The organism is Streptomyces scabichelini (assembly GCF_011045015.1).
Classification (GTDB): Bacteria; Actinomycetota; Actinomycetes; order Streptomycetales; family Streptomycetaceae; genus Streptomyces; species Streptomyces scabichelini.
Map to the genome: position 1 here is coordinate 24861 of NZ_JAAKZY010000042.1, position 20480 is coordinate 45340.

Consider the following 20480-nt stretch of genomic DNA (forward strand, 5'->3'; position numbering starts at 1 on the left):
ACTGTTCACGCTTTTCGCAGTTCGTGCCCCGGCCGAGGGGGGATTGGCCAACAGCGCCCCGATCAAGGGCAGGCCACCGCGCGCGTCTCCCCGCGGACGGCTCGGATGAGGGCGCCGATTTCGTCCTCGGTGTTGTAGTAGTGGACCGATGCCCTGAGGACCTCCTTGAGGCCGCGGTCGTCCATGTCCAGGCGGGTGGAGGGCGTCCGGGACACGCTGATGTTGATTCCCTGTCCGGCCAGGGACGACTTCACCCGATCCGCGTCGACGCCGTCCACCGTGAAGGTGGTGATGCCGCAACGCTGGACACCCAGATCTCTGACGCGCACGCCGGGGAGCTCCGCGAGTCGGCCCCGCAGCGACTCCGCGAGTGCGGTGACACGCGTCTGGATCCGGGGCAGTCCCCACCCGAGGGCATGGTCGATGGCGGCGCCCAGGCCGAGCTGAGCGGCGTAGTTGGCCTCCCAGGTCTCGAACCTGCGTGCGTCCGGCCGCATTTCGTACCGGTCACGCGCCGTCCAGGTGGCGGCGTGCAGATCGAGAACCGGCGGGACGAGCTGGTCGAGTACGGCCCGGCGCACATAGAGCAGTCCGGTCCCGCGCGGTCCGCGCAGATACTTGCGACCGGTGGTGGAGAGCAGGTCGCAGCCGATCTCCCCGACGTCGACGGCGAGTTGCCCCACCGACTGGCAGGCGTCGAGGAGGTACAGCGCCCCTGCCGCACGGGCGATCTTGCCGACCTCGGCCGCGGGATTCACCAGGCCCCCGTTGGTGGGGACATGGGTGACCGAGATGACCCGGACGCGCTCGTCCACCGCCGCCCTCAGGGCGTCGACCGAGATCTGTCCGTACTCGTCGTTGGGGATGACGTCCACCTGGACCCCGTACCGCTCGGCGACCTGGAGGTACGCGATGAAGTTGCTGCCGTACTCGGCCATGCTGGTCAGGACGCGGTCTCCGCGGCGGAACGGGATGCCGTAGAACGCCATGTCCCAGGCGCGGGTGGCATTGTCGACCAGTGCGATCTCCTCGCGGTCGCAGCCGAGGAGCCGCGCCGCGGAGTCGTACACCGACTCGATGCTCTCGGCGGCGTGAGCGGCTGCCTCGTAGCCACCCATGTCCGCTTCCAAGTGTAGGTGGCGGGTGGCCGCTTCGACGACCTGCCGGGGCATCAGCGCGGCGCCGGCGTTGTTGAAGTGCACCACCTTGGTGCATCCCGGGGTGTCGGCGCGCGCCCGGGCGATGTCCTCAGACGAGTAGTCCGAGTAGTCCGGGTGGTCGCTGTGCCACGCGGGCTGCCGTACGTTTCGTGTGGCCGTCAACTCACGTGCTCCCATCGTGTCGGCTTCTGTGGCCCTTCCTCCACGGCCTCCGGGCCTGGCGCATCGTGCGCGACGAGGCGCAGGAACGCCTTCGCGCGAGGGTGGACCGGATGGTTCAGGAAGTCCTGCGGGCGTCCCGATTCGAGGACGACACCGCCGTCCATGAAGACCACCCGGTCGGCCACCTCCCTGGCGAACTCCACCTCGTGGGTGACGACGACCATCGTCATGCCGTCGTGTGCGAGTTCGCGCATCACTTCCAGGACCTCCGCATGCAGCTCGGGATCGAGTGCCGAGGTCGGCTCGTCGAAGAGGACGACTTCCGGTTCCATGGCCAGCGCCCGGGCGATGGCGACCCGCTGCTTCTGGCCGCCGGACAGCCGCGAGGGGTACTCGGCGGCCTTGTCGGTGAGGCCGACCCGGTCGAGCAGTTCCCTGCCCAGCGCCACGGCGGTGTCCTTGGGCATACGCCGCACGGAGAGCGGTCCTTCGATGACATTGCCCAGGGCTGTCATGTGAGGGAACAGGTTGAACTGCTGGAACACCATGGCGGTACGGTGCCGGATCGTCCGCACCTTCCGGACGCGCTCCCGCCTGCGCACCGCGCCGCCGCACTCCACGGAGCAGCCGCAGACGGCCACCGTGCCGGCGTCGGGCTCCTCCAGCAGGTTCATACAGCGGATGAGCGTGGTCTTGCCGGAGCCCGAGGGCCCCATCACCACGACCACCTCCCCGCGAGCCACGGTGAGGTCGACGCCCTTCAGCACTTCGAGGGCTCCGAACCGCTTGTGCAGGCCGCGTATGTCTATCTGGTCCGGCCGGTTCATGCGTACGCCCTCCCCAATCGGCGCTCCAGAGCGCCTTGGCCCACGGACAGCAGGGTGTTGATCAGCCAGTAGGCCGCACCTGCCACGAGAAACGCCTCCATGTAGCGGAACGTCGAGCTGCCGATGCTCTCCGCGGCCCTGGTGAGCTCGACGACGGTGACCGCGGAGGCCAGCGAGGTGTCCTTCATCAGCGCGATGAACCGGCTGCCGATGGGAGGCAGGGCGACCCGCATCGCCTGCGGGGCGACGATCCGGCGAAGCATCCTCCAGTACGGCATGCCCATCGAGTGGGCCGCCTCCCACTGCCCGTGGTCGACGGCGATGATGCCGGCACGGAAGTTCTCGCTGAGGTAGGCGGCGGCGTACACCGTGAGCGCGAGGATCGCCGAGGGGACCGGCTCGATCATGATGCCGATCTGCGGGAGACCGTAGTAGACCAGCATGATCTGGATCAGCAGTGGTGTCCCCCGGAATACCGACACGTACGCGATGGCGAGACCCTTCAGAAGCCGGAACCGGGAGATCCTGGCCAGTCCCACCAGCGCGCCGAGGGCGCATCCGAGGACGAAGGACACCACTCCGAGCATCAGGGTGATGCCCATGGCGCTGAGGAGTTCGGGGAAGTCCTGGACGATCAGATCCATGGCTGTTTTCCTCCTCTCCGTCAGCCCGCTTGGTCCGCGGGCAGGTCGCGGAGCTCTTCGGCCATGTCGAGTCCGCCGAGCCAGCGGCGGGAGATGGCCGACAGAGTGCCGTCGTCGATCATCTCGCCCAGGGCCTTGTCGACCTTCTGCTTGAAGTCCTTCTGGCCCTTGCGGAACGTCATGCCGTTGACCTCGGTCTCCAGCAGTGCTCCCGTGGCCTTGACCGGCAGGTTGTTCTTGTCGGCGAGATAGGCGCCCTGGAACTTCGAGACGAGCGCCGCGTCGGCCCGGCCCCGCCCGACGTCCGTGAGCGCGAGCGTGGCGTTCTTGTACGTCTTGATCTGCGCGCCCGGGATCTTCGTACGGGCGTAGTCGGCCTGGGTGGTGCCTTCCGTCACCGCGATGCGTTTACCGCGCAGGGAGGGGAGGCCAGTGACGGACGTGTTGTCCTCGCCCACGAATACGGAGACGCCGTTGACCTCGTAGGGACGGGAGAAGCCGACCTGCTTCTTGCGCTCGTCGGTGATCGTCTGGCCCGAGATGACGATGTCGAACCGGTTGGCCTGCACACCGCCGATGAAGCTGCCGAAGTCGGATCCGATGAACTCGACCTTGTCGATGCCGAGTCGCTCGGCCAGCTCATGCGCCACGTCGACGTCGTAACCGGCGGGCTTGTTGTCGTCGAGGAAGTTCCACGGCGGGTTCGCCTCGGTGAGTGCGACTCGCAGGGTGTCCTTGGAGCGTGCCGTGTCGAGGGTGTTGGCGGAGGAGCCGGCCGAGCAGCCGACGGTCAGCACCGTGCCGGAGACGAATACTGCCGCAAGTCGACGACGTCGGGAGGAGGTCGGAGTGATGAACACGATCGCGGTCCTTCCTGCGCAGCAGTCGGGGCCTTACGCGATGGCATGAAGCCGGCCCGTCTCGATGACGGGTAAGTCGCGTGTGGGGGCAGGGTGGAGGACTGCGGCTGATCGGAGGTTAGGGGCGCATCCGCAGAGTGCGCCTTACTGTAGAAAGACGTCAAGTACCCCCGTGGGGTATTTACGTGGAGGTAACAACGGTGCGATCGCCCTTTGTTGGCCCACGGGACGTCAAACGGTCTTTCGGGAACATCTCGGCGCCCGGCCGGACTGTCGCCGAGGACGCCCCAGGCCGGCCCCCAACTCCCCGGACAATCAGTCCTCTTCTGCGATGCGGGGCTTGAGGGCCCACTTCTCCTCTATGTGGCCGTACCGCCAGATCAGCAGCGCGGCGGCCCAGGTGACGACGAAGAGCAGGACGACGGCGTACCCGACGCTGTTGAGGTCGATGCGACCGATCCACTCCCAGAACGTGCCGTGCAGAGAAAGCTTCTCCGCGGCGATCGACAGCAGCTCGACCGTGCCGATGAGCAGTGCGGCGGCGACCGACAGGCCGGTGATGGTGATGTTGTAGAAGACCTTGCGGACCGGGTTGGAGAAGGCCCAGGAGTACGCGAAGTTCATGAACGAGCCGTCGATCGTGTCGAGCAGGCTCATCCCGGCCGCGAACAGCACCGGCAGGCAGAGGATCGCGTACCAGGGGATGCCGGCGCCTGCCGCGCCCGCCGCCAGGAAGAGGAGTGAGACCTCGGTGGCGGTGTCGAAGCCGAGGCCGAAGAGGAAGCCCAGCGGGTACATGTGCCAGGGCTTGCCAACGGCTCGCGTCGCACGACCCAGGATGCGGCTCATCAGCCCGCCACCGGCGGTGAGCTGTGCCTCCAGGTCGGCCTCGGTGTGGCGACCGGCCCGCATCCGGCGGAACACGCGCAGGATGCCGATCAGCGCAACGAGGTTGAAGGCCGCGATGACGTAGAGGAAGACGCCGGAGGCCGAGGTGCCGATGAGGCCGAGCGTCTGTTGCAGCGCGGAGCCGTCGTCCTGTACCGGACCGGCGAGGGAGCGCACGCCGAGCGCGAAGAGCAGGGCGAGCAGGAAGACGACGGTCGAGTGCCCGAGGGAGAACCAGAAGCCCACGGACAGTGGACGTTGGCCATCGGAGATCAGCTTGCGGGTGGTGTTGTCGATCGCGGCGATGTGGTCCGCGTCGAAGGCGTGCCGCATGCCGAGGATGTACGCGGTGACGCCGAGGCCGACGCCGAACGCTCCCTGGCTGCCGCCGAGTTCGAAGTGCTGCGGGACGACGACGAGCAGCAGCGTGCCCCAGCCGATGACGTGCAGGGCGAGGATCGCGGCGGCCAGTCCGCCGGCCCGGGCCCATTCGCGCGGGGTGAGTGCTCCGCGTACGCGCCGGACGAGGCCGGGCTGGGGGTGGGGCGCAACGGTCATGGGGGTGTCCTTGATCCAGGTCGTGCTTACATCGCACCCATTCTCTATGGCGCTTAGTAGTTAGGTGCAAAGAGATTGCAATAACTTGGATGGGGCTGCTGTTCGGGCTGCTCACCGAGCACGTCACTTCGTCGGTCGGTCGGTCGGTCGGTCGGTCGGTCGGTCGGCTCGGTGCCGTCGCCGTCTTCCTCGCCCTCGCCGTCGCGGGTCTGACCAGTCAGGACGCCCAGACGGTGCGTGGTGCCTATCTCGCGATGGAGCTGACCGGCTGGCTCGTCCTGGTCCCGTTGAGCCTCGCTTCACTGCTCACCAGGGTTGTCCAGGCCCTGGGTACCTCGTGGGGCCTGTTCCGTCACTACTGGGTCCTGTTCAAGCTGGTGATCACCGTTGTCGCGACCGTTCGGCCCGCAGCCCGAGGCGATCAAGCAGCAGGTCTGACCGTCTCCTGATACCGGGACAAGCGGAACGCGCCTGGCCGGTAACGGCTTGAACGCGGAGGGAGACACCAGCGAGTGACGCCCGTGAGGCAAGAGCCGGTGCGCTCGCGCCGTCCTCGAAGACCGCGCGGACGGGGTTCCTGCCGGCCTTCGAAGCCGGGGTCAGGAAGCCAGTGGCGCGAGTTCGGTGAAGCTCTTGCCGCCGTCACGCGATTCGTACACGCCCGTCATCGTCGCCGCGAGGATGTGGTCGGGGTTCACGGCGGTCAGCGCCTGGGGCTGTCCGCCGGGCACGGTCGTGAGTTCCTTCCATGTCTTGCCGCCGTCCGCGCTGCTGCTCAGCTTCCCGGACGTGCTGATGCCGAAGAGGGACTTCTCCGCGGGCCAGGAGACGAATGCCTGCACCGGCTCGGCCGCCTTGGCGAAGGTACGGCCGCCGTCGGTGCTCGTGACGACACCCTCCGCCGTGGTGGCCAGCAGCTTGTCCCCGGGGGAGTTCACCGCGAGGTCGAGGGCCTCCAGGGTCGCGCCGTCCTCCCAGCTCTTCAGGTCGCTGCTCGTCCGGATCCGGCCGCCCTCGTATCCATGGACGGTGCCCTTGGCCGACTCCAGGGAGTGGAAGTCGGCCTCCCCCGACAAGGACCGGCTTGTCCAGGTACGGCCCGCGTCCTTGCTCTCGATCAGGCCGACATTGCCCGGACGGTCGCTACCGGGGGCACCGTGTCCGCTGGCGATGAAGGTGTTCTCACGGGTGATGGTGAAGCCCATGAAGTCGTCCTTGCGGTCGCCGACGAGCTTCGGCTTCTCACCCTTGGCCACGGTGTACAGGCCGCTGTGCGTGGCGACGTACACACGTCCGTCAGCGGGATCGACACCCAGGCCGTGAACATGGGACAGAGTCCCCGACGAGTCCGGTCCGTCTGCTGCCGCGTCCACGTCCGCGCCAGAAGAGCCGCCTCCGCACGCGGCGAGAACCAAGGCAGCGATCGATGCGCTTGCCATGGCGAGCAGGGGGCGGACAACCGGGCGTGCGGTCACTGAAGTTCCTCGGGTGGTACGGGGGTTGGTGCTCAGGGCCTGCTGGCGGCGAAGAACGGCATGGAGTCCACGGGGACGATCTCCACGTTCTTGCCGGTGCGCGGCGCGTGGATGGCCTTGCCATTGCCGACGTACATGCCGTTGTGCTGGTTGTCGTTGTACCAGTAGATGATGTCGCCGGGCTGCATGTCCGACTTGGCCACCTTCCGGCCGGCGTCGTACTGCTGCTTGACGGTGCGCGGCAGCGAGACGCCCGCCGCGCGCCAGGCGGACCCGGTCAGGCCCGAGCAGTCGAAGGAGTTGGGGCCGGTGGAGCCCCATTCGTAGGGCTTGCCGAGCTGCGCGTACGCGAAGTCGAGCGCGGCCTTGCCGCGGCCGCTGGCCGGGCCGTTGTACGTCGCCGGGGAGTCACTGGCGCCCGCGGCGGCGTCCTCACGCTCCTGAGCGGCCTCCATCTTGGCGCGCTGGGCGGCGGTCAGGCTGTTGAGGAGCTTGCGGGCCTTCGCCAGCTTGTCCTGGACCTCGTCCTTCGTCTTCGCGGCCTTGGTGCGCGTCTCCTCCAGAGCCTTCAGCCGCTGCTGTGCGGCCATGCGCTCCTGCGCGATTTCGCGCTGCTTGCTCTGCATGGCACTCAGGGCCTCGGCCTGCCGGTTGCTCGTACGGTCGAGCATCTGGGCCTTGTCGAGGTAGTCGTCCGGGTCGCCGGACAGGAAGAGCTGCACGCTCGGGTCGATGCCGCCGCTGCGGTACTGCGCGGCCGCCAACGGGCCTATCTCCTCGCGCAGTTCGTTGATCTCCTGCTGCTTGCGGGCCAGCCGGTCCTGTGCGCGGTCGGCCTCGCGCTGCAGTTTCTTCTGCTTCTCGCGGATGGCGTTGTACTCCTCGGTGGGGCCTTCGGCCTCCTCGTAGAGCTTCTCCACCTGCTTGCGCACCTCGTCCACCGTGGGCTTGGGGGCCGCCTGGCTCTGCGTCGGCAGGAGGCTGACGGCGCCGGCGGCCATGCCGAGGGTGGCGATCCGGGCGCGGCTGGGCGGCTTCGGCCGACGGTGCGTTCCCATCGTGGAGTGACTCCTCTGTGCGTCTGTGGACCGAGCGACGGGCTCTGGTCGTCGGGCGACACCAGTCGGCTTCGGCACTGCCCCATGGATCCGACACTGGGTGCGAGCCTTGGCCCGCGCCCAGCACCACATTCATAGAGTGCCTTTAGAACTTAGTAGCTTCGTATTACGTATCGCAAGTGCATCCGAGTCACAGCGGCCTCACGCGGAGCACGTCTGCTCGGCGTCAGCCGAGACCTGGCGGGCAGGCGACCAGCAGCGGCAGCAGCGGCACCGTCACGACCGCGGCGGCCGCAGAACCCCACAGGGCGGGGTGCGGAGCCTTGCGGGGGCCGAGGACTCGCTTCAGGCGGATCAGGACGTTCTGGCCGCCCGCCGCCAGGGCGCCCTTCGGAGTGCGGGCCGCCGCCATCTCGTACATCGCCGTGGCCAGCACCTCGTGGGAGTGGCTGCGCAGTGCGCGGTCGTCCGCGATCATCTCCAGCAGGAGCGCCGTCTGCTCCCGCGCATGGCGGGCCAGCGGCAGCCACCGGAACACCGAGTGGAAGGCTTCCACGGCGGCCAGGAACAGGTGGTGGCGACCTGCGATGTGGGCCTGCTCATGCTCCAGCACGGCGGCGAGCTGCTCGGGCGTCAGCTCGCGTACGGCCGCGTCACTGATCACGATCCGGGGATCACGGCCGGGCAGACAGTAGGCGGCGGGCACGTCGTACGGCAGGACGGTGGCGCTGAACAGGGCCGAGTGGCGGCCCACCAGGTCGATGGCATCCCGGTGCTCCGTCCGCACGCGACGGGCTCGTACGACATGGAAGACGAAGCTCGCCACCAGGGCGATCCCGATCGCGGCGGGGACACCGACGGCAAGCCGGTCCGCGGTGTTCGGGTCGGGCTGAGCCGTGCCCACGTCCACTCCGCAGGTGTGCAGCAGGCCCACCAGGCCCGCGTGCAGGTGCTCGGCCGGCATGGCCAGGCTGTACGCGGCCAGCGCGGCCCCGATCGAGAAGGAGACCGCCAGGGCGTGCCACGCGGCTGCCGCCAGAGCGGGGGCCCGGTGCTGCCAGCTGCCGAGCAGCATGAGGCGGGGGGCGACGAACCCCACAGCCGCCGTGTAGCCGACCAGAGCCGGGGCCGCGTTCACGACTCGGCCTTGTCCTGTCGTCCCGCTGTCCGCAGAGCCTTGCGCAGGGCGGCCATCTCGTCAGCGGACATGTTCGAGACGAATTCGACCAGTGCGGCCGGGCGGTCCTTGCTCTCTCCCAAACCGTCCTCCATGAGTGCGGCGGCGTAAGCCTCTCGGCTGCGCACCGGGGAGTACAGCCAGGCACGCCCCTGCTTGCCCCGCAGCAGCCAGCCCTTGGTGTACAGAATGTTGGTGACGGTCATCACCGTGGTGTACGCGACGGGACGAGTCTTGTTGATGTCGTCGACGACCTCACGCACGGTCGCCGGACGGTCCCACGTCCACAGACGATCCATGATCTCTGCCTCGAGATCCCCCAGCCGTCGCATCGCCCAGACTCCCTTTCGCCATCGAGTACGCAAAGCCATAGTAGACGGCCGCTCGGTCGGGCTGTCGATGCGAAGTGAAACGTCACGCCCGCCCTGTGAGTTCGTACCCCGCCTCGTCGATCGCCTCGCGCGCCCCAGTGTCTCCGGGTCTACTCCCCGTGGCCTCCGGGATGCAGGGGGCTGTCGATCTGTGCCTACGATGAAGTCGTGACCCGCTTCGGACAGCTCGCTCGACCGCACTCGACGGTGCGGTCCGGTGGGCTGCTCGTGTGCGCCCTGCTGCTGGGCCTGCTCGGCATGCACGGACTCGGGCCGGTTCCCGAGGGCACCGCCGTCTCGGGGCACGAGCGGATGGTGTCGGTCGCGTACACGGACGTCATGGCATCGATGCCGGGCGAGTGCGATCACGGCGAGGGCGGCTGTTCGGACCACACGGACCATGCCGATCCGACCTGTGCTTCGGCGTCCGTCGCCGGAGGCCCCGTGGTGACGCCGGTGCTCCTGTCCGATGTGGCGGCCTGCGCCGGTGCGGTGGACGTGCCTGCCTCTTCGGCCGGCAGTGATCCCGATGGCGCTCGCGCTCCACCTTCACTCTCCGAACTCCAGGTCCTGCGGATATAGAGCGACCCGCGCGACGCCGTACGCCCACAGGGGGCGGCGCCGCGTCTCGGCATGCCCTTCGCAGATCCGAACGCAGGAGTTCATCTCATGACCGCACACCGCAAGCTCATCCGCCGTACCGCTCTCGCCGCCACCGCGGGAGTGGCCGCCCTCGTGCTCTCCGCCTGTGGCGGCGGAGGGCACGACATGGGGTCCATGGGCTCCGACTCTGCCAGCACGTCCGCATCCGCCTCGGCCAAGGCCGGCAAGCACAACGACGCCGACGTCTCCTTTGCCACGGAGATGATCCAGCACCACCGTCAGGCCGTCGAGATGGCCGACCTGGCCGCCGACCGCGCCTCTTCGCAGGAGGTCAAGGACCTCGCCACGAAGATCAAGGGGGCGCAGGACCCGGAGATCAAGACCATGTCCGGCTGGCTCACCTCGTGGGGCGAGGAGGTCCCCGAGGACATGTCCGGCATGGAGGGCATGGAGGGCCACGACATGGGTGACATGTCGTCCGACATGCCCGGCATGATGAGCAGCGAGGACATGGACAAGCTGGAGAAGGCCTCCGGCGCCGAGTTCGACAAGATGTTCCTCGAGATGATGGTCGAGCATCACGAGGGCGCCATCAAGATGGCCAAGACCGAGAAGGCGAACGGCGAGTACGGTCCCGCCGTAAAGCTCGCGGACGACGTGATCACCGCTCAGACCGCCGAGATCGAGCAGATGAACAAGATGCTCGGCAAGAGCTGACGCAGTGACAGAAACGGTGTGGCCGGGCGGTGCACGTCACCCGCCGGCCGCACCGTTTTCCGTTCGCCACCGCCGTCGCGCGGTGGCGAACAAGCGTTTGCGAATGATGAAGTCCCCATCTCTTGGGCGCGGTCGGTCCCAACGCGTGCCCCTGTGTGCCGTCATGTGGCTGGGTTCACGCGATGTTCTCCTGAGACGGCGTGCCGGGGCATCGCGATCAGGTTAGGATCACGGCATGATTACGGCCTGGTTTCCTTCCTGTATGCCTAAGAGTCGCTCGTCAGCGGCTCTGTGGCGTGTGCTGGGACTGGGCCTGTTCCTCTTCGGTCTGCTGTATACGCACGCGGCCAGCCCGGACACGACGGTGAGTCACCTCGCTTCCGACAAGGGCGTCTCGGCGTCGGGGGTTCACTTCGAGCCAACTGCCGAGCGTGAAAACGTTGCGAGTGCCACGTCGATGCAGGAGGCGGGTGAGCAGCCCGACGGCCATCACGACGGCCACGGACAGCAGCACGCCGGTGAGGAATGCGTGGTGGGGCAGCCTTCGCAGGGTCCCGCCATGGCTGTGCCCTGCCTGTCTCCGCTGAGCTCGGAGAGCGGCGACGAGGCGCCCGGCTTCGCGCCCGCCCGTCACACCACCGCGGCACGGGACTTCGCGACCCCGAGAACCCAAGCGGCAGACTCCGCGGTTCTTCGTATCTAGGCCAGCGCCTTCCGAACCGGTCGACCCTTCCCGGGACTTCTGGACTCGGCCCAAGGCCGTGTCAGTCTTCCCCCGGCGACCGGTCCATGGCGTCTGACCTCCTGCGCACAGCGCCCCACAGCGTGGTGCGGGGACGGTCGACGGCTCTCTTCCCTCACCCCCCACCGATCCCTGCCTCGACCGGGAGAGTTCCCGTAGGGCAGTGACCGCCGCGCGGAGGACCTGTGCCGCCCATCCCTGCCCTTTCCCGTGCCGATGACTTATGCGTACGTCCGCTCCGGAGGAGCCTGCTCGTCCGGAGCACGCTGTACGCCTTGCTGTTGATGCTGCTGGCGGGCCTCGGCGATCAACACCATGAGCCGGAGTCGCCCGTTCGACTGGCCGCGGCTTCGAGTGAAGTCCCTGGGCCCGCGGAGGGCTCCGACGGCGAGAGCCTCGACGCGTCCGAGGCGCCCGAGCATTGCCACGGTCCGCGCCCCGGGCAGGCCGTCTCCCCGCAGTCGTCCCCTCGGATCCCGCCGCCCGCCGACACCGTCCTGTCGCTGACGGACGCCACAGCAACTCCCGTACGCCAGCCCCCAGGCACCGTTCGAAGACTGCTGCCCAGCGGCGGCCGGTCCGCTCTCACCGCCATCTGCCGGTGGCGCATATAGGAGCCACCCCGCGGGTCGGCCCTGGTCGGCCCGCCGCGCGACGCGATTTGGCCGTCGCGCGAGACGAGCATCCACACGCGTCCCTACCGATACGAGAGCGAAACAAATGCACTCCATGACCAAGAGTGACCCCACTGCCGCCGGCTCCGGCTCCGCCCTACGGGGGCTTGTCGGCAACACCCCGCTCCTGCACGTCTCCCAGCCCTTCACCGAGCCGGACCGCGGCTTCTGGGCGAAGCTGGAGGGCTTCAACCCCGGCGGCATCAAGGACCGTCCGGGCCTGCACATGGTCGAGCGCGCCCGCGCCCGCGGCGACCTCCAGCCGGGCGCCAGGATCATCGAGTCGACCAGCGGAACCCTCGGTCTGGGTCTCGCCCTGGCCGGAATGGTCTACGGGCACCCCGTCACGCTGGTGACCGATCCAGGGCTGGAGATGTCCATGTCCCGGCTGCTGACCGCGTACGGGGCCCAGGTCAATGTCGTCTCCGAGCCGCACCCCACCGGGGGCTGGCAGCAGGCCCGCCGCGACCGGGTCGCCAAGCTGATGGAGCAGCACCCCGGCTCGTGGTGCCCGGATCAGTACAACAACCCCGACAACACCAGCGCGTACACCCCGCTCGCCCTCGAACTGGCCACGGAGCTCGGCCATATCGACGTGCTGGTGTGCAGCGTGGGCACCGGCGGACACTCCGCCGGAGTCTCCCGCGTACTCCAACAGCTCTATCCCGACCTGAAGTTGGTCGGGGTCGACACCATCGGGTCGACGATCTTCGGGCAGCCCGCCCGCCCCCGCCTGATGCGGGGCCTGGGCTCCAGCATCTACCCGCGCAATGTCGCCTACGACAACTTCAGCGAGGTGCATTGGGTCGCCCCGGCCGAGGCGGTGTGGACCTGCCGACGGCTGGCCGCCTCCCACTACGCCACCGGCGGCTGGAGCGTCGGCGCGGTGGCGATGGTCGCCGGCTGGCTGGCCCGCACCCTGCCCGCCGACACCCGCATCGCGGCGATCTTCCCCGACGGCCCGCAGCGCTACCTCGGCACGGTCTACGACGACGACTACTGCGCCGCCCACGGCCTGCTCCACGCCCCGCCGGCGCCCGAACCGGAGGTGATCGGCCGCCTGGACGAGAAGGAGGTCACCCGCTGGACGCGGTGCACCACCGTGGTCGACCCGCTCACCCTGGCAAGCGAAGGGCAGAACGCCGACGTCCTGGAACTTGCCGGTGCCGCCGAGGCCGACTCCGAGGAGACGGCCTGATGAAGAGCACCCTCGCGCAGATTCGTACCTACGAGCGCAGCGTCCAGCTGTTGATGGTGAATCAGTTCACCATCAACCTCGGCTTCTACATGCTGATGCCGTACCTGGCCGCGCATCTGGCAGGTCCCGTGGGCCTGGCGGGCTGGCTGGTCGGCCTGATCCTCGGCGTACGCAACTTCAGCCAGCAGGGCATGTTCCTTCTCGGTGGAACGCTGGCCGACCGGCTCGGCTACAAGCCCATGATCATCGCCGGCCTTGTGTTGCGCATCGTCGGCTTCGCGACCCTCGGACTCGTGGAGTCCGTACCCGCCCTGCTGGCCGCTTCGGCGGCGACGGGGCTGGCAGGGGCGCTGTTCAATCCCGCCGTACGAGCCTATGTCGCGGCGGACGCGGGTGAGCGGCGGGTCGAGGCGTTCGCCCTGTTCAACGTCTTCTACCAGGCCGGGATCCTGCTCGGCCCGCTGGTGGGCATGCTGCTGACCGGCGTGAGCTTCCGCGTCACCTGCCTTGTCGCGGCCGGGATCTTCGCTCTGCTGAGTATCGTCCAGATCCGGGCCCTGCCCGCCCGTCGGGGCGACGACGCGGGGCGCGGACAGGACCAGGAAGGCGTGCTGTCCCAGTGGCGGGGCATCGTGTCCAACCGGCCGTTCCTGCTGTTCTCGGTTGCCATGATCGGCTTCTACGTCATGCAGTTCCAGGTCTATCTGGCCCTGCCGCTGGAGGTACGGCGCCTGGGTGGTGACGGGACGTTCGGCACGGCGGCGGTGGCGGTGCTGTTCGCCGTCTCGGGCCTCAGCACCATCCTCTTCCAGACCAAGGTGACCGCCTGGTGCAAGGCCCGCATGGAACCGGGCCGCGCACTGACCTGGGGGCTGCTGACCATGGGGCTGGGGTTTGTTCCGCTGCTGGCGGCCACCGCGGTCCCGGTACCGGACGGCGGAGTGGGGCTGTGGCTGCTCGCGGCCGTGCCGCCGGCACTCTCCGCGCTGCTCCTCGCGATCGGCACGATGATCGCGTACCCCTTCGAGATGGACACCATCGTCCGTCTCTCCGGTGACCGCCTCGTCGCCACCCACTACGGCCTGTACAACACCATCTGCGGCATCGGCATCACCCTCGGAAACCTGCTGACGGGTGCCGCGCTCGACGCCGCCCGGGATGCCGGGATGTCCGCGCTGCCGTGGCTGGCGCTGTTCGCACTCGGCCTCGCCTGCGCGGCCGCCCTCTACGGGCTGCACCGCACGGGCCGCCTGGCACCACCGGTGCGCGGGGCGCAGCCAGAGCCCGCGAACGCATAACACGACGTTCCTGTGCTGGAGGGGACGGACGAGTTCGCTTCCGTCCCCTCCGGCCGGCCACGCCACGTCGATGGTTGGGCCTGTACGTCGGCGCTTTGCACCCACGCACATAAGCACCGCCGGGCGCTCCCTGCCCGTGCCACTGGCATCCGGCCCGGCCCGTCGACCTGCCGCCAGGACGTGTACGTCAGGAGGCACTTGAGCATCATGCCGCCGTCTCCCCGTGCGCGGCGCGGCACGTTACGTCTCCCTGCCGGGCGCACTCCTCCAGCACCCGCAGAACTACATCGCAAGCCGCCACCGCTTTCGGCCGCCGAGACGGTCGTCCGTCAAGCAACAGGTAAGGACTGAAGACCACAGTGAGCCAGAAACCCGCCGTACTGATCGCTGAAGAGCTGTCACCGGCCACCGTCGACGCACTCGGTCCCGACTTTGAGATCCGGCACTGCAACGGTGCCGAACGAGCCGAGCTCGTCACGGCGATCGCCGATGTCGACGCGATCCTCGTGCGCAGCGCGACCAAGGTCGACGCCGAGGCCATTGCCGCGGCCAAGAACCTGAAAGTCGTCGCCCGCGCCGGTGTCGGCCTGGACAACGTCGACGTATCCGCCGCCACCCAGGCCGGCGTGATGGTCGTCAACGCCCCCACGTCCAACATCGTCACGGCCGCCGAGCTCGCCTGCGGCCTGCTGATCGCCACGGCACGCAACATCCCGCAGGCCGACACCGCCCTGAAGAACGGCGAGTGGAAGCGCAGCAAGTACACGGGCGTGGAGCTGAGCGATAAGACCCTCGGCATCGTCGGCCTCGGCCGCATCGGTGTCCTGGTCGCCCGGCGCATGTCCGCCTTCGGCATGAAGATCGTCGCCTATGACCCGTACGTACGGCCCGCGCCGGCCGCGCAGATGGGCGTCAAGCTGCTCTCACTGGACGAGCTGCTCGAGGTCTCGGACTTCATCACCGTTCACCTGCCGAAGACCCCGGAGACTGTGGGCCTGATCGGTGAGGAGGCGCTGCACAAGGTCCAGCCGCACGTTCGGATAGTCAACGCCGCGCGCGGCGGGATCGTCGACGAGCAGGCGCTGTTCAACGCGCTGAAGGAGGGCAGGGTCGCGGGCGCGGGCCTGGATGTGTACGCGCAGGAGCCCTGCACGGACTCCCCGCTCTTCCACTTCGACCAGGTCGTGTGCACCCCGCACCTCGGCGCCTCCACCGACGAGGCCCAGGAGAAGGCGGGTATCGCCGTCGCCCGTTCCGTCCGGCTCGCGCTCGCGGGCGAGATGGTTCCCGACGCGGTCAACGTGCAAAGCGGCGTCATCGCGGAAGACGTACGCCCCTGGCTGCCGCTCGCCGAGAAGCTCGGCCGGATCTTCAGCGCTCTGGCGGGCGAGGTCGCCGTCCGGCTCGACGTCGAGGTGTACGGCGAGATCACCCAGCACGACGTCAAGGTCCTCGAACTCTCCGCGCTCAAGGGCGTCTTCCAGGACGTCGTCGGCGAGACCGTGTCCTACGTGAACGCCCCGCTCTTCGCGCAGCAGCGCGGCGTCGAGGCCCACCTGACCACCAGCTCCAAGTCCCCGGACCACCGCAACATGGTGACCGTCCGCGGCACACTCGCCGATGGTGAGGAGGTCTCGCTCTCCGGCACCCTTGTCGGCCCCAAGCACATCCAGAAAATCGTGTCGTTGGGTGAGCACGACATCGACCTGGCGATGGCCAACCACTTGGTCTTCCTGCGCTACGCCGACCGCCCCGGTGTCATCGGCACCGTCGGCCGCGTTCTCGGCGAGGCGGGCCTGAACATCGCCGGCATGCAGGTCTCCAGGGCGGCCCTCGGCGGTGAGGCGCTGGTGGTCCTGGACGTCGACAACAACGTCCCGGCCGACGTTCTCAGCGAGATCGCCCAGGAGGTCGGGGCCACCTCGGCCCGTTCGGTCAGCCTGGAGAACTGACCGACCGCGCAAGCGTACGGGCGACTTGGGCGCGGTGCACCGCGCCCAAGTCCCGCAGCGCACGTCACGGGCGGGCGGTGGCAGTGAGATGTCGAACAGCGATCCATTCGTCTGCGTCCGTCCCCGGCTACAGGCGATGGTGACCGAGGTTACTCCTCTGCAACTAATTGACTTAGTTCGCTAGGAGATAAGGTGGGTCGACCAGCCGAGGAATCGGCCCGGCGGCGAGACGGAACGGCACCGCCGCCCTCGCTCACCTCGGAGAACAGGAGCTGTTGTGCCCATCGCGCAGTGGTCGGCCCGCCCCGCGCCATGTCGCGGCCCGCTCCGGTCGCCTAGGGAGTCGGGCGTACTGCCGTCGGTGCTCCGCCGCCCGCGGCCTGGTTCCGGCGGCTCGGGTCTCCGCTCGGTGGAACCGGCGGCAGGGCCTGTCCCTCAGTGCGTCGCCCTGTCCGTAGGGACCGCCGCCCCGACGGGGCGGTAGGCGGCGGCTCCGGAGCCCGACCGGTGACAGAGCTTACGGAATCACCACGATCCTCTTCTTATCAGCCGGCATGCGGCCCCCTGTGCGGGCCCGGCCCGCAGCACGCGACAGTCACAGACTGAGGAGAACCAGTGAGTAGCTCATCCCTTCTCGACCCACCCCACGACACCACGTCGGCCGGTCGTCGCCGAATAGACCGCCGTGTCGCGCTCGTGGCCGGGGCGGTGGGTGTCGGTTTCGGCGGGCTGTATCTGGTGGGCCTGCTGGTCTCCGGTGACGATGTCCCCGCGGGTACCCGGGTGAGCGGTGTGGACATCGGCGGGCTGAGCCGCTCGCAGGCGCGGGAGAAGCTGGACAGCAGCCTGGGCGGGGCCTGGTCGGAGGCGGTGAAGGTGCGTCTCGGCGACAGTGCCGGCACCGTCGACGTGGACGGCATCTCCCTGGACGGTGAGGAGACCGTCGCCCAGGCCGCACAGGCGGGGTCCGACCCGTTCACCGTGATCGGCCGCCTGTTCACGAGCGGTGACCGCGACATCGAACCCGTGGTCCGCGTGGACAAGGCGAAAGCCCGCGCATCACTGGCCGAGGAGGCCAAGACGTACGACCGGAAGGCGCGGGAGGGTGACGTCACCTTCCACGCAGGTGAGCCCGTGCCGGCGCGGCCGGTCGCCGGGCGGTCCCTGGACGTGGACGGCGCGGTTGAGGCGCTGGCTTCGGCGGTGCCGGGTCAGGGGAAGGGGCCGGTGCGGCTGCCGGTCCGCACGACCGAACCCCGGGTCGGAGTGGCGGAGGTGAACCGTGCGATGAAGGAGTTCGCCACCCCCGCGATGTCGGCGCCGGTCACGCTCACCGTGGGCGGCCGGGAGATCGAGATCAGCGCGGCGACGCTCGGCAAGCACCTCACCATGAAGCCGGACGGGGACAGGCGGCTGACCCCCGTGCTTGACGGCAAGGGGCTCCTGGCTGATCCGGCGGTGGCAAGTCCGCTCGCGCCGGCCACCGACGAGGCGGTCAACGCGAAGCTGCGCCTGGACGGCGGGCGAGTGGCGGTGGCCTCGGACGGCAATCGCGGACAGGAGGTCACGGCCCGGGCGCTCCAGAAGGCCGTGCTGCCGCTGCTGACCGAGACCGGGGCAGCCCGCACAGGGGCGGTGGACACCGAGGCGGTGGAGCCCAAGCTGACCCGCGACAACGTCGGCCGCCTGGGCATCAAGGAGCAGATATCGACCTTCACGGTGAACTTCGAGCCCGCCCCCTACCGCGTCAAGAACATCGGCCGTGCCGCAGAACTGATCAACGGGTCGGTCGTACTGCCCGACGAGACCTGGAGCTTCAACCGCACCGTGGGGGAGCGGACCGAGGCCAACGGGTTCGTGGAGGGCGTCATCATCAACAACGACCAGTTCGAGAAGGCGGCCGGGGGCGGCGTCTCCGCGGTGGCCACCACGGTCTTCAACGCCGTCTTCTTCGCCGGCGTGAAGCCGGTGGAGTACGGGGCGCACTCGTTCTACATCGAGCGCTACCCGGAGGGCCGGGAGGCGACGGTGGCCTGGGGCAGCCTCGACCTGAAGTTCAAGAACGACTCGGGCAACGCCATCTACATCGACGCACGCGCCACGGACACCTCGATCACGATCACCTTCCTCGGCACCAAGAAGTACGACGCGGTCGAAGCGGTCAAGGGCTCGCGCACCAACGTGAAGCAGCCGGCAACCCGCGAGGGAGCATCCGGAGAGAAGTGCGTGCCCCAGACCCCGCTCGAAGGCTTCAACGTCGCGGTCGACCGGGTCTTCAAGAACGACGGCAAGGACGTCAAGCAGGAGACCTTCAAGACCCGGTACGTGCCCCGCGACGAAGTCACCTGCGACTGAGTGACGGCCGGGGGAGAGCGCCGGACCCTGCGGCACACTCCGGGCCGGAGCCGGCCGACAGCGCCCCGCGCACCGCGGTCGTCGACTGCCGACCAACGGGATGGCCCGGTCGGCGGAGCCCGCCGGCAGGTATGCGGCTGAGCGCGGTGTGGTTCCCAGTCGCCCACCAGGGCTGGGCGGTCGGCCCGCGGGCGGGCCTGCGCCTCGGGGATTCCCGGCGGTTTCTCGGTGCCGAGGGCGGTGCGGAACAGCGCTCGGTTGAAGCCCTCCTGGGCCTCGCGGATCTCGTCGCCCCTCACCGGCCACGGGATGCCGTCACCGGTGCCGTACGCCTGAGGCAGATCCGGGATCAGGGCGTCGGCGGCGACGTCGCACCGCACGAGCGGAACGCGCTGCTGCGGCTGCCGCCGTCGAGCAGGACCTCGGCGTGGCCCGGCTGGAGTGTGTATCGCCGGGCGAGTTGGTCACGGGCGGCGTCGTCCACGGTGAGGAGGCCGGTGGTCGCTGTTCACCTGGAACGAGCAAATCGCGCTCCTCCAGGCGTCCCGGAACGGGACCGCCGACCCGTCCCGCCGTTGGTCGAACCGGCTCCACGGCCTTTGGCGGAGCCTTGCGCCGCGCCCGCCGCGCGATGGCGAGGGTGCTCAGCGCGAAAACCACGGCGAAGGCCGGTCCGGCCCAGATCCCGGGCACCACGGATGTGAAGCCCTGGGAGAGCAGCCGCTCCGGGTTCCACGCCAACAGGGAACAGGCAGCAGGCGTCACCGACGGGATCGACGTCTCGCTCACACCGACGAGGCTCGGTCATCATGCGGGACTCCCATGTGCTTTGCCTGGTTGAACCCGGGCCGTTGGTCAGGACAGGGGTACTTAGCTACTAAGTTCCTACGCAGTGTAGTAGTTTCTGCTGCGTGGACGCCGACATGCGCTCAGCCGCACCTCCGAGCCCTGCCCAAGTCGCCCCGGGCCAGATCCCCGCCGGGCCTCCGAGTCCGGTGACGGGAGACGCCCGCTCCGCGGAGCACGGCGGCCTTCGAATACGGTCCATGGGCCCCGACGACCTCCCCTTCGTGATCGCCGAGCACCTGAGGCACTTTCCGGACAGCTTCTTCGCCCGGCTCGGGCCGAAGTTCCTGACCGCGTACAACGGGACCTACCTCACCGGTCCGGACACGCGCGCCTACGTCGCGGAGATGGGCGGGCAGCCGGTGGGCTTCCTCATCGGTGCGACCGACCCGGCGGCGCACCGCCGCCATGTGCTGCGCGGCCACGGGCGCGGACTGCTGTTCCGCGCCCTGGGCGGCCTGTGCCGCCGGCCCGGCCTCGCGCTGCACTTCCTGCGTACTCGGCTGGTGCGCTACGGCCGCAAGCTGATACCGAACCGTACGGCCCGGCAGGCTCCCGCTGCCGGTCACTCTGGCGTCACCGCTGTCCTGGACTACGTCGTCGTGGCCGAGCACGCCCGATGCCATGGCATAGGGGCTCGGTTGGTCGCGCGGTTCGTGGAGGATGCCACCGATGCGGGCTGCACGCGTGTCACTCTTGTCACCGCCGCCGAGGGCGGGGCAGGACCGTATTACGACCGGCTCGGCTGGCGGCGTCAGGGAGAGATCCGCACGCCCGAGGGCCGCTGCCTCCTCACGTACGACCTTCCGCTGAACGAGGGCACGACGCCAGAGCGACACTGAGATACCGGCCCTGGCTGACCACCCCGCCCCATCAGATCATCCCCATACCGGGATCGCGGCCGTGCCCGGCACG

Annotated in this window: 20 protein-coding genes; 10 read left to right on the forward strand and 10 right to left on the reverse strand. The window is 68.9% G+C overall.

The window, feature by feature from the left end; translation table 11 throughout:
* Positions 1-62 precede the first annotated feature (62 nt).
* From G5C60_RS15775 to nicT, 5 genes are all read right to left on the reverse strand, one after another.
* Positions 63-1322, reverse strand: a complete 1260-nt coding sequence (locus G5C60_RS15775; protein WP_241266828.1) for an aminotransferase class V-fold PLP-dependent enzyme — start codon at positions 1320-1322, stop codon at positions 63-65.
* Positions 1319-2149 carry an amino acid ABC transporter ATP-binding protein gene (locus G5C60_RS15780; RefSeq protein WP_165259576.1) on the reverse strand — a complete coding sequence of 277 codons (831 nt, stop codon included), beginning with the start codon at positions 2147-2149 and terminating at the stop codon, positions 1319-1321. Before G5C60_RS15780 ends, G5C60_RS15775 begins: the two co-directional genes overlap by 4 nt.
* Positions 2146-2793 (reverse strand): amino acid ABC transporter permease, encoded by a 648-nt coding sequence (locus G5C60_RS15785; RefSeq protein WP_165259578.1) that lies wholly within the window; start codon positions 2791-2793, stop codon positions 2146-2148. The genes G5C60_RS15780 and G5C60_RS15785 overlap by 4 nt, the downstream gene beginning before the upstream one ends.
* Positions 2794-2813: 20 nt before the next feature.
* On the reverse strand, positions 2814-3653 hold the full coding sequence (locus tag G5C60_RS15790; RefSeq protein WP_338145826.1) for a transporter substrate-binding domain-containing protein: 840 nt from the start codon (positions 3651-3653) through the stop codon (positions 2814-2816).
* Positions 3654-3968: 315 nt separating this feature from the next.
* A complete protein-coding gene (gene nicT / locus G5C60_RS15795) occupies positions 3969-5099 on the reverse strand; it encodes a Nickel transporter NicT (RefSeq protein ID WP_165259580.1) in 1131 nt (376 codons plus the stop codon).
* Positions 5100-5188: 89 nt separating this feature from the next.
* On the opposite strand from nicT, the gene G5C60_RS15800 reads away from it, so the two are divergent.
* Entirely contained in the window at positions 5189-5548 is a 360-nt protein-coding gene (locus G5C60_RS15800; protein WP_241266829.1) for a hypothetical protein, read from the forward strand.
* A 150-nt stretch (positions 5549-5698) separates the two neighbouring features.
* Here the strand turns inward: G5C60_RS15800 and G5C60_RS15805 are convergent, their stop codons facing one another.
* From G5C60_RS15805 to G5C60_RS15820, 4 genes are all read right to left on the reverse strand, one after another.
* Entirely contained in the window at positions 5699-6574 is an 876-nt protein-coding gene (locus tag G5C60_RS15805) for a F510_1955 family glycosylhydrolase (protein ID WP_165259582.1), read from the reverse strand.
* A gap of 32 nt (positions 6575-6606) precedes the next feature.
* Positions 6607-7632 carry a C40 family peptidase gene (locus G5C60_RS15810; protein ID WP_165259584.1) on the reverse strand — a complete coding sequence of 342 codons (1026 nt, stop codon included), beginning with the start codon at positions 7630-7632 and terminating at the stop codon, positions 6607-6609.
* A gap of 226 nt (positions 7633-7858) precedes the next feature.
* Complete coding sequence (locus G5C60_RS15815; protein ID WP_165259586.1) at positions 7859-8770, reverse strand: M48 family metalloprotease; 912 nt, start codon at positions 8768-8770, stop codon at positions 7859-7861.
* Positions 8767-9141 (reverse strand): BlaI/MecI/CopY family transcriptional regulator, encoded by a 375-nt coding sequence (locus tag G5C60_RS15820; protein ID WP_165259588.1) that lies wholly within the window; start codon positions 9139-9141, stop codon positions 8767-8769. The genes G5C60_RS15815 and G5C60_RS15820 overlap by 4 nt, the downstream gene beginning before the upstream one ends.
* 207 nt (positions 9142-9348) lie before the next feature.
* On the opposite strand from G5C60_RS15820, the gene G5C60_RS15825 reads away from it, so the two are divergent.
* From G5C60_RS15825 to G5C60_RS15860, 8 genes are all read left to right on the forward strand, one after another.
* Complete coding sequence (locus G5C60_RS15825; protein WP_338145827.1) at positions 9349-9762, forward strand: DUF6153 family protein; 414 nt, start codon at positions 9349-9351, stop codon at positions 9760-9762.
* Between the two features lie 87 nt (positions 9763-9849).
* On the forward strand, positions 9850-10500 hold the full coding sequence (locus G5C60_RS15830; RefSeq protein ID WP_165259589.1) for a DUF305 domain-containing protein: 651 nt from the start codon (positions 9850-9852) through the stop codon (positions 10498-10500).
* Between the two features lie 262 nt (positions 10501-10762).
* Positions 10763-11203 carry a hypothetical protein gene (locus tag G5C60_RS15835; protein WP_165259591.1) on the forward strand — a complete coding sequence of 147 codons (441 nt, stop codon included), beginning with the start codon at positions 10763-10765 and terminating at the stop codon, positions 11201-11203.
* 314 nt (positions 11204-11517) lie between these two features.
* Positions 11518-11856 carry a hypothetical protein gene (locus G5C60_RS15840; RefSeq protein WP_165259593.1) on the forward strand — a complete coding sequence of 113 codons (339 nt, stop codon included), beginning with the start codon at positions 11518-11520 and terminating at the stop codon, positions 11854-11856.
* 106 nt (positions 11857-11962) lie between these two features.
* Entirely contained in the window at positions 11963-13114 is a 1152-nt protein-coding gene (locus tag G5C60_RS15845; protein ID WP_241266830.1) for a PLP-dependent cysteine synthase family protein, read from the forward strand.
* Positions 13114-14412, forward strand: a complete 1299-nt coding sequence (locus G5C60_RS15850) for an MDR family MFS transporter (RefSeq protein ID WP_165259595.1) — start codon at positions 13114-13116, stop codon at positions 14410-14412. Before G5C60_RS15845 ends, G5C60_RS15850 begins: the two co-directional genes overlap by 1 nt.
* A 359-nt stretch (positions 14413-14771) precedes the next feature.
* Positions 14772-16364 (forward strand): phosphoglycerate dehydrogenase, encoded by a 1593-nt coding sequence (gene serA, locus G5C60_RS15855; protein WP_165259597.1) that lies wholly within the window; start codon positions 14772-14774, stop codon positions 16362-16364.
* A gap of 615 nt (positions 16365-16979) precedes the next feature.
* Complete coding sequence (locus tag G5C60_RS15860) at positions 16980-18719, forward strand: VanW family protein (RefSeq protein ID WP_420907377.1); 1740 nt, start codon at positions 16980-16982, stop codon at positions 18717-18719.
* A gap of 349 nt (positions 18720-19068) precedes the next feature.
* On the opposite strand, the gene G5C60_RS53180 is transcribed toward G5C60_RS15860, so the two are convergent.
* Positions 19069-19203, reverse strand: a complete 135-nt coding sequence (locus G5C60_RS53180; RefSeq protein WP_277611349.1) for a hypothetical protein — start codon at positions 19201-19203, stop codon at positions 19069-19071.
* Between the two features lie 562 nt (positions 19204-19765).
* Between G5C60_RS53180 and G5C60_RS15865 the strand changes: the two genes are divergently transcribed.
* On the forward strand, positions 19766-20407 hold the full coding sequence (locus tag G5C60_RS15865; protein ID WP_165259599.1) for a GNAT family N-acetyltransferase: 642 nt from the start codon (positions 19766-19768) through the stop codon (positions 20405-20407).
* The last annotated feature ends 73 nt before the right edge of the window (positions 20408-20480 follow it).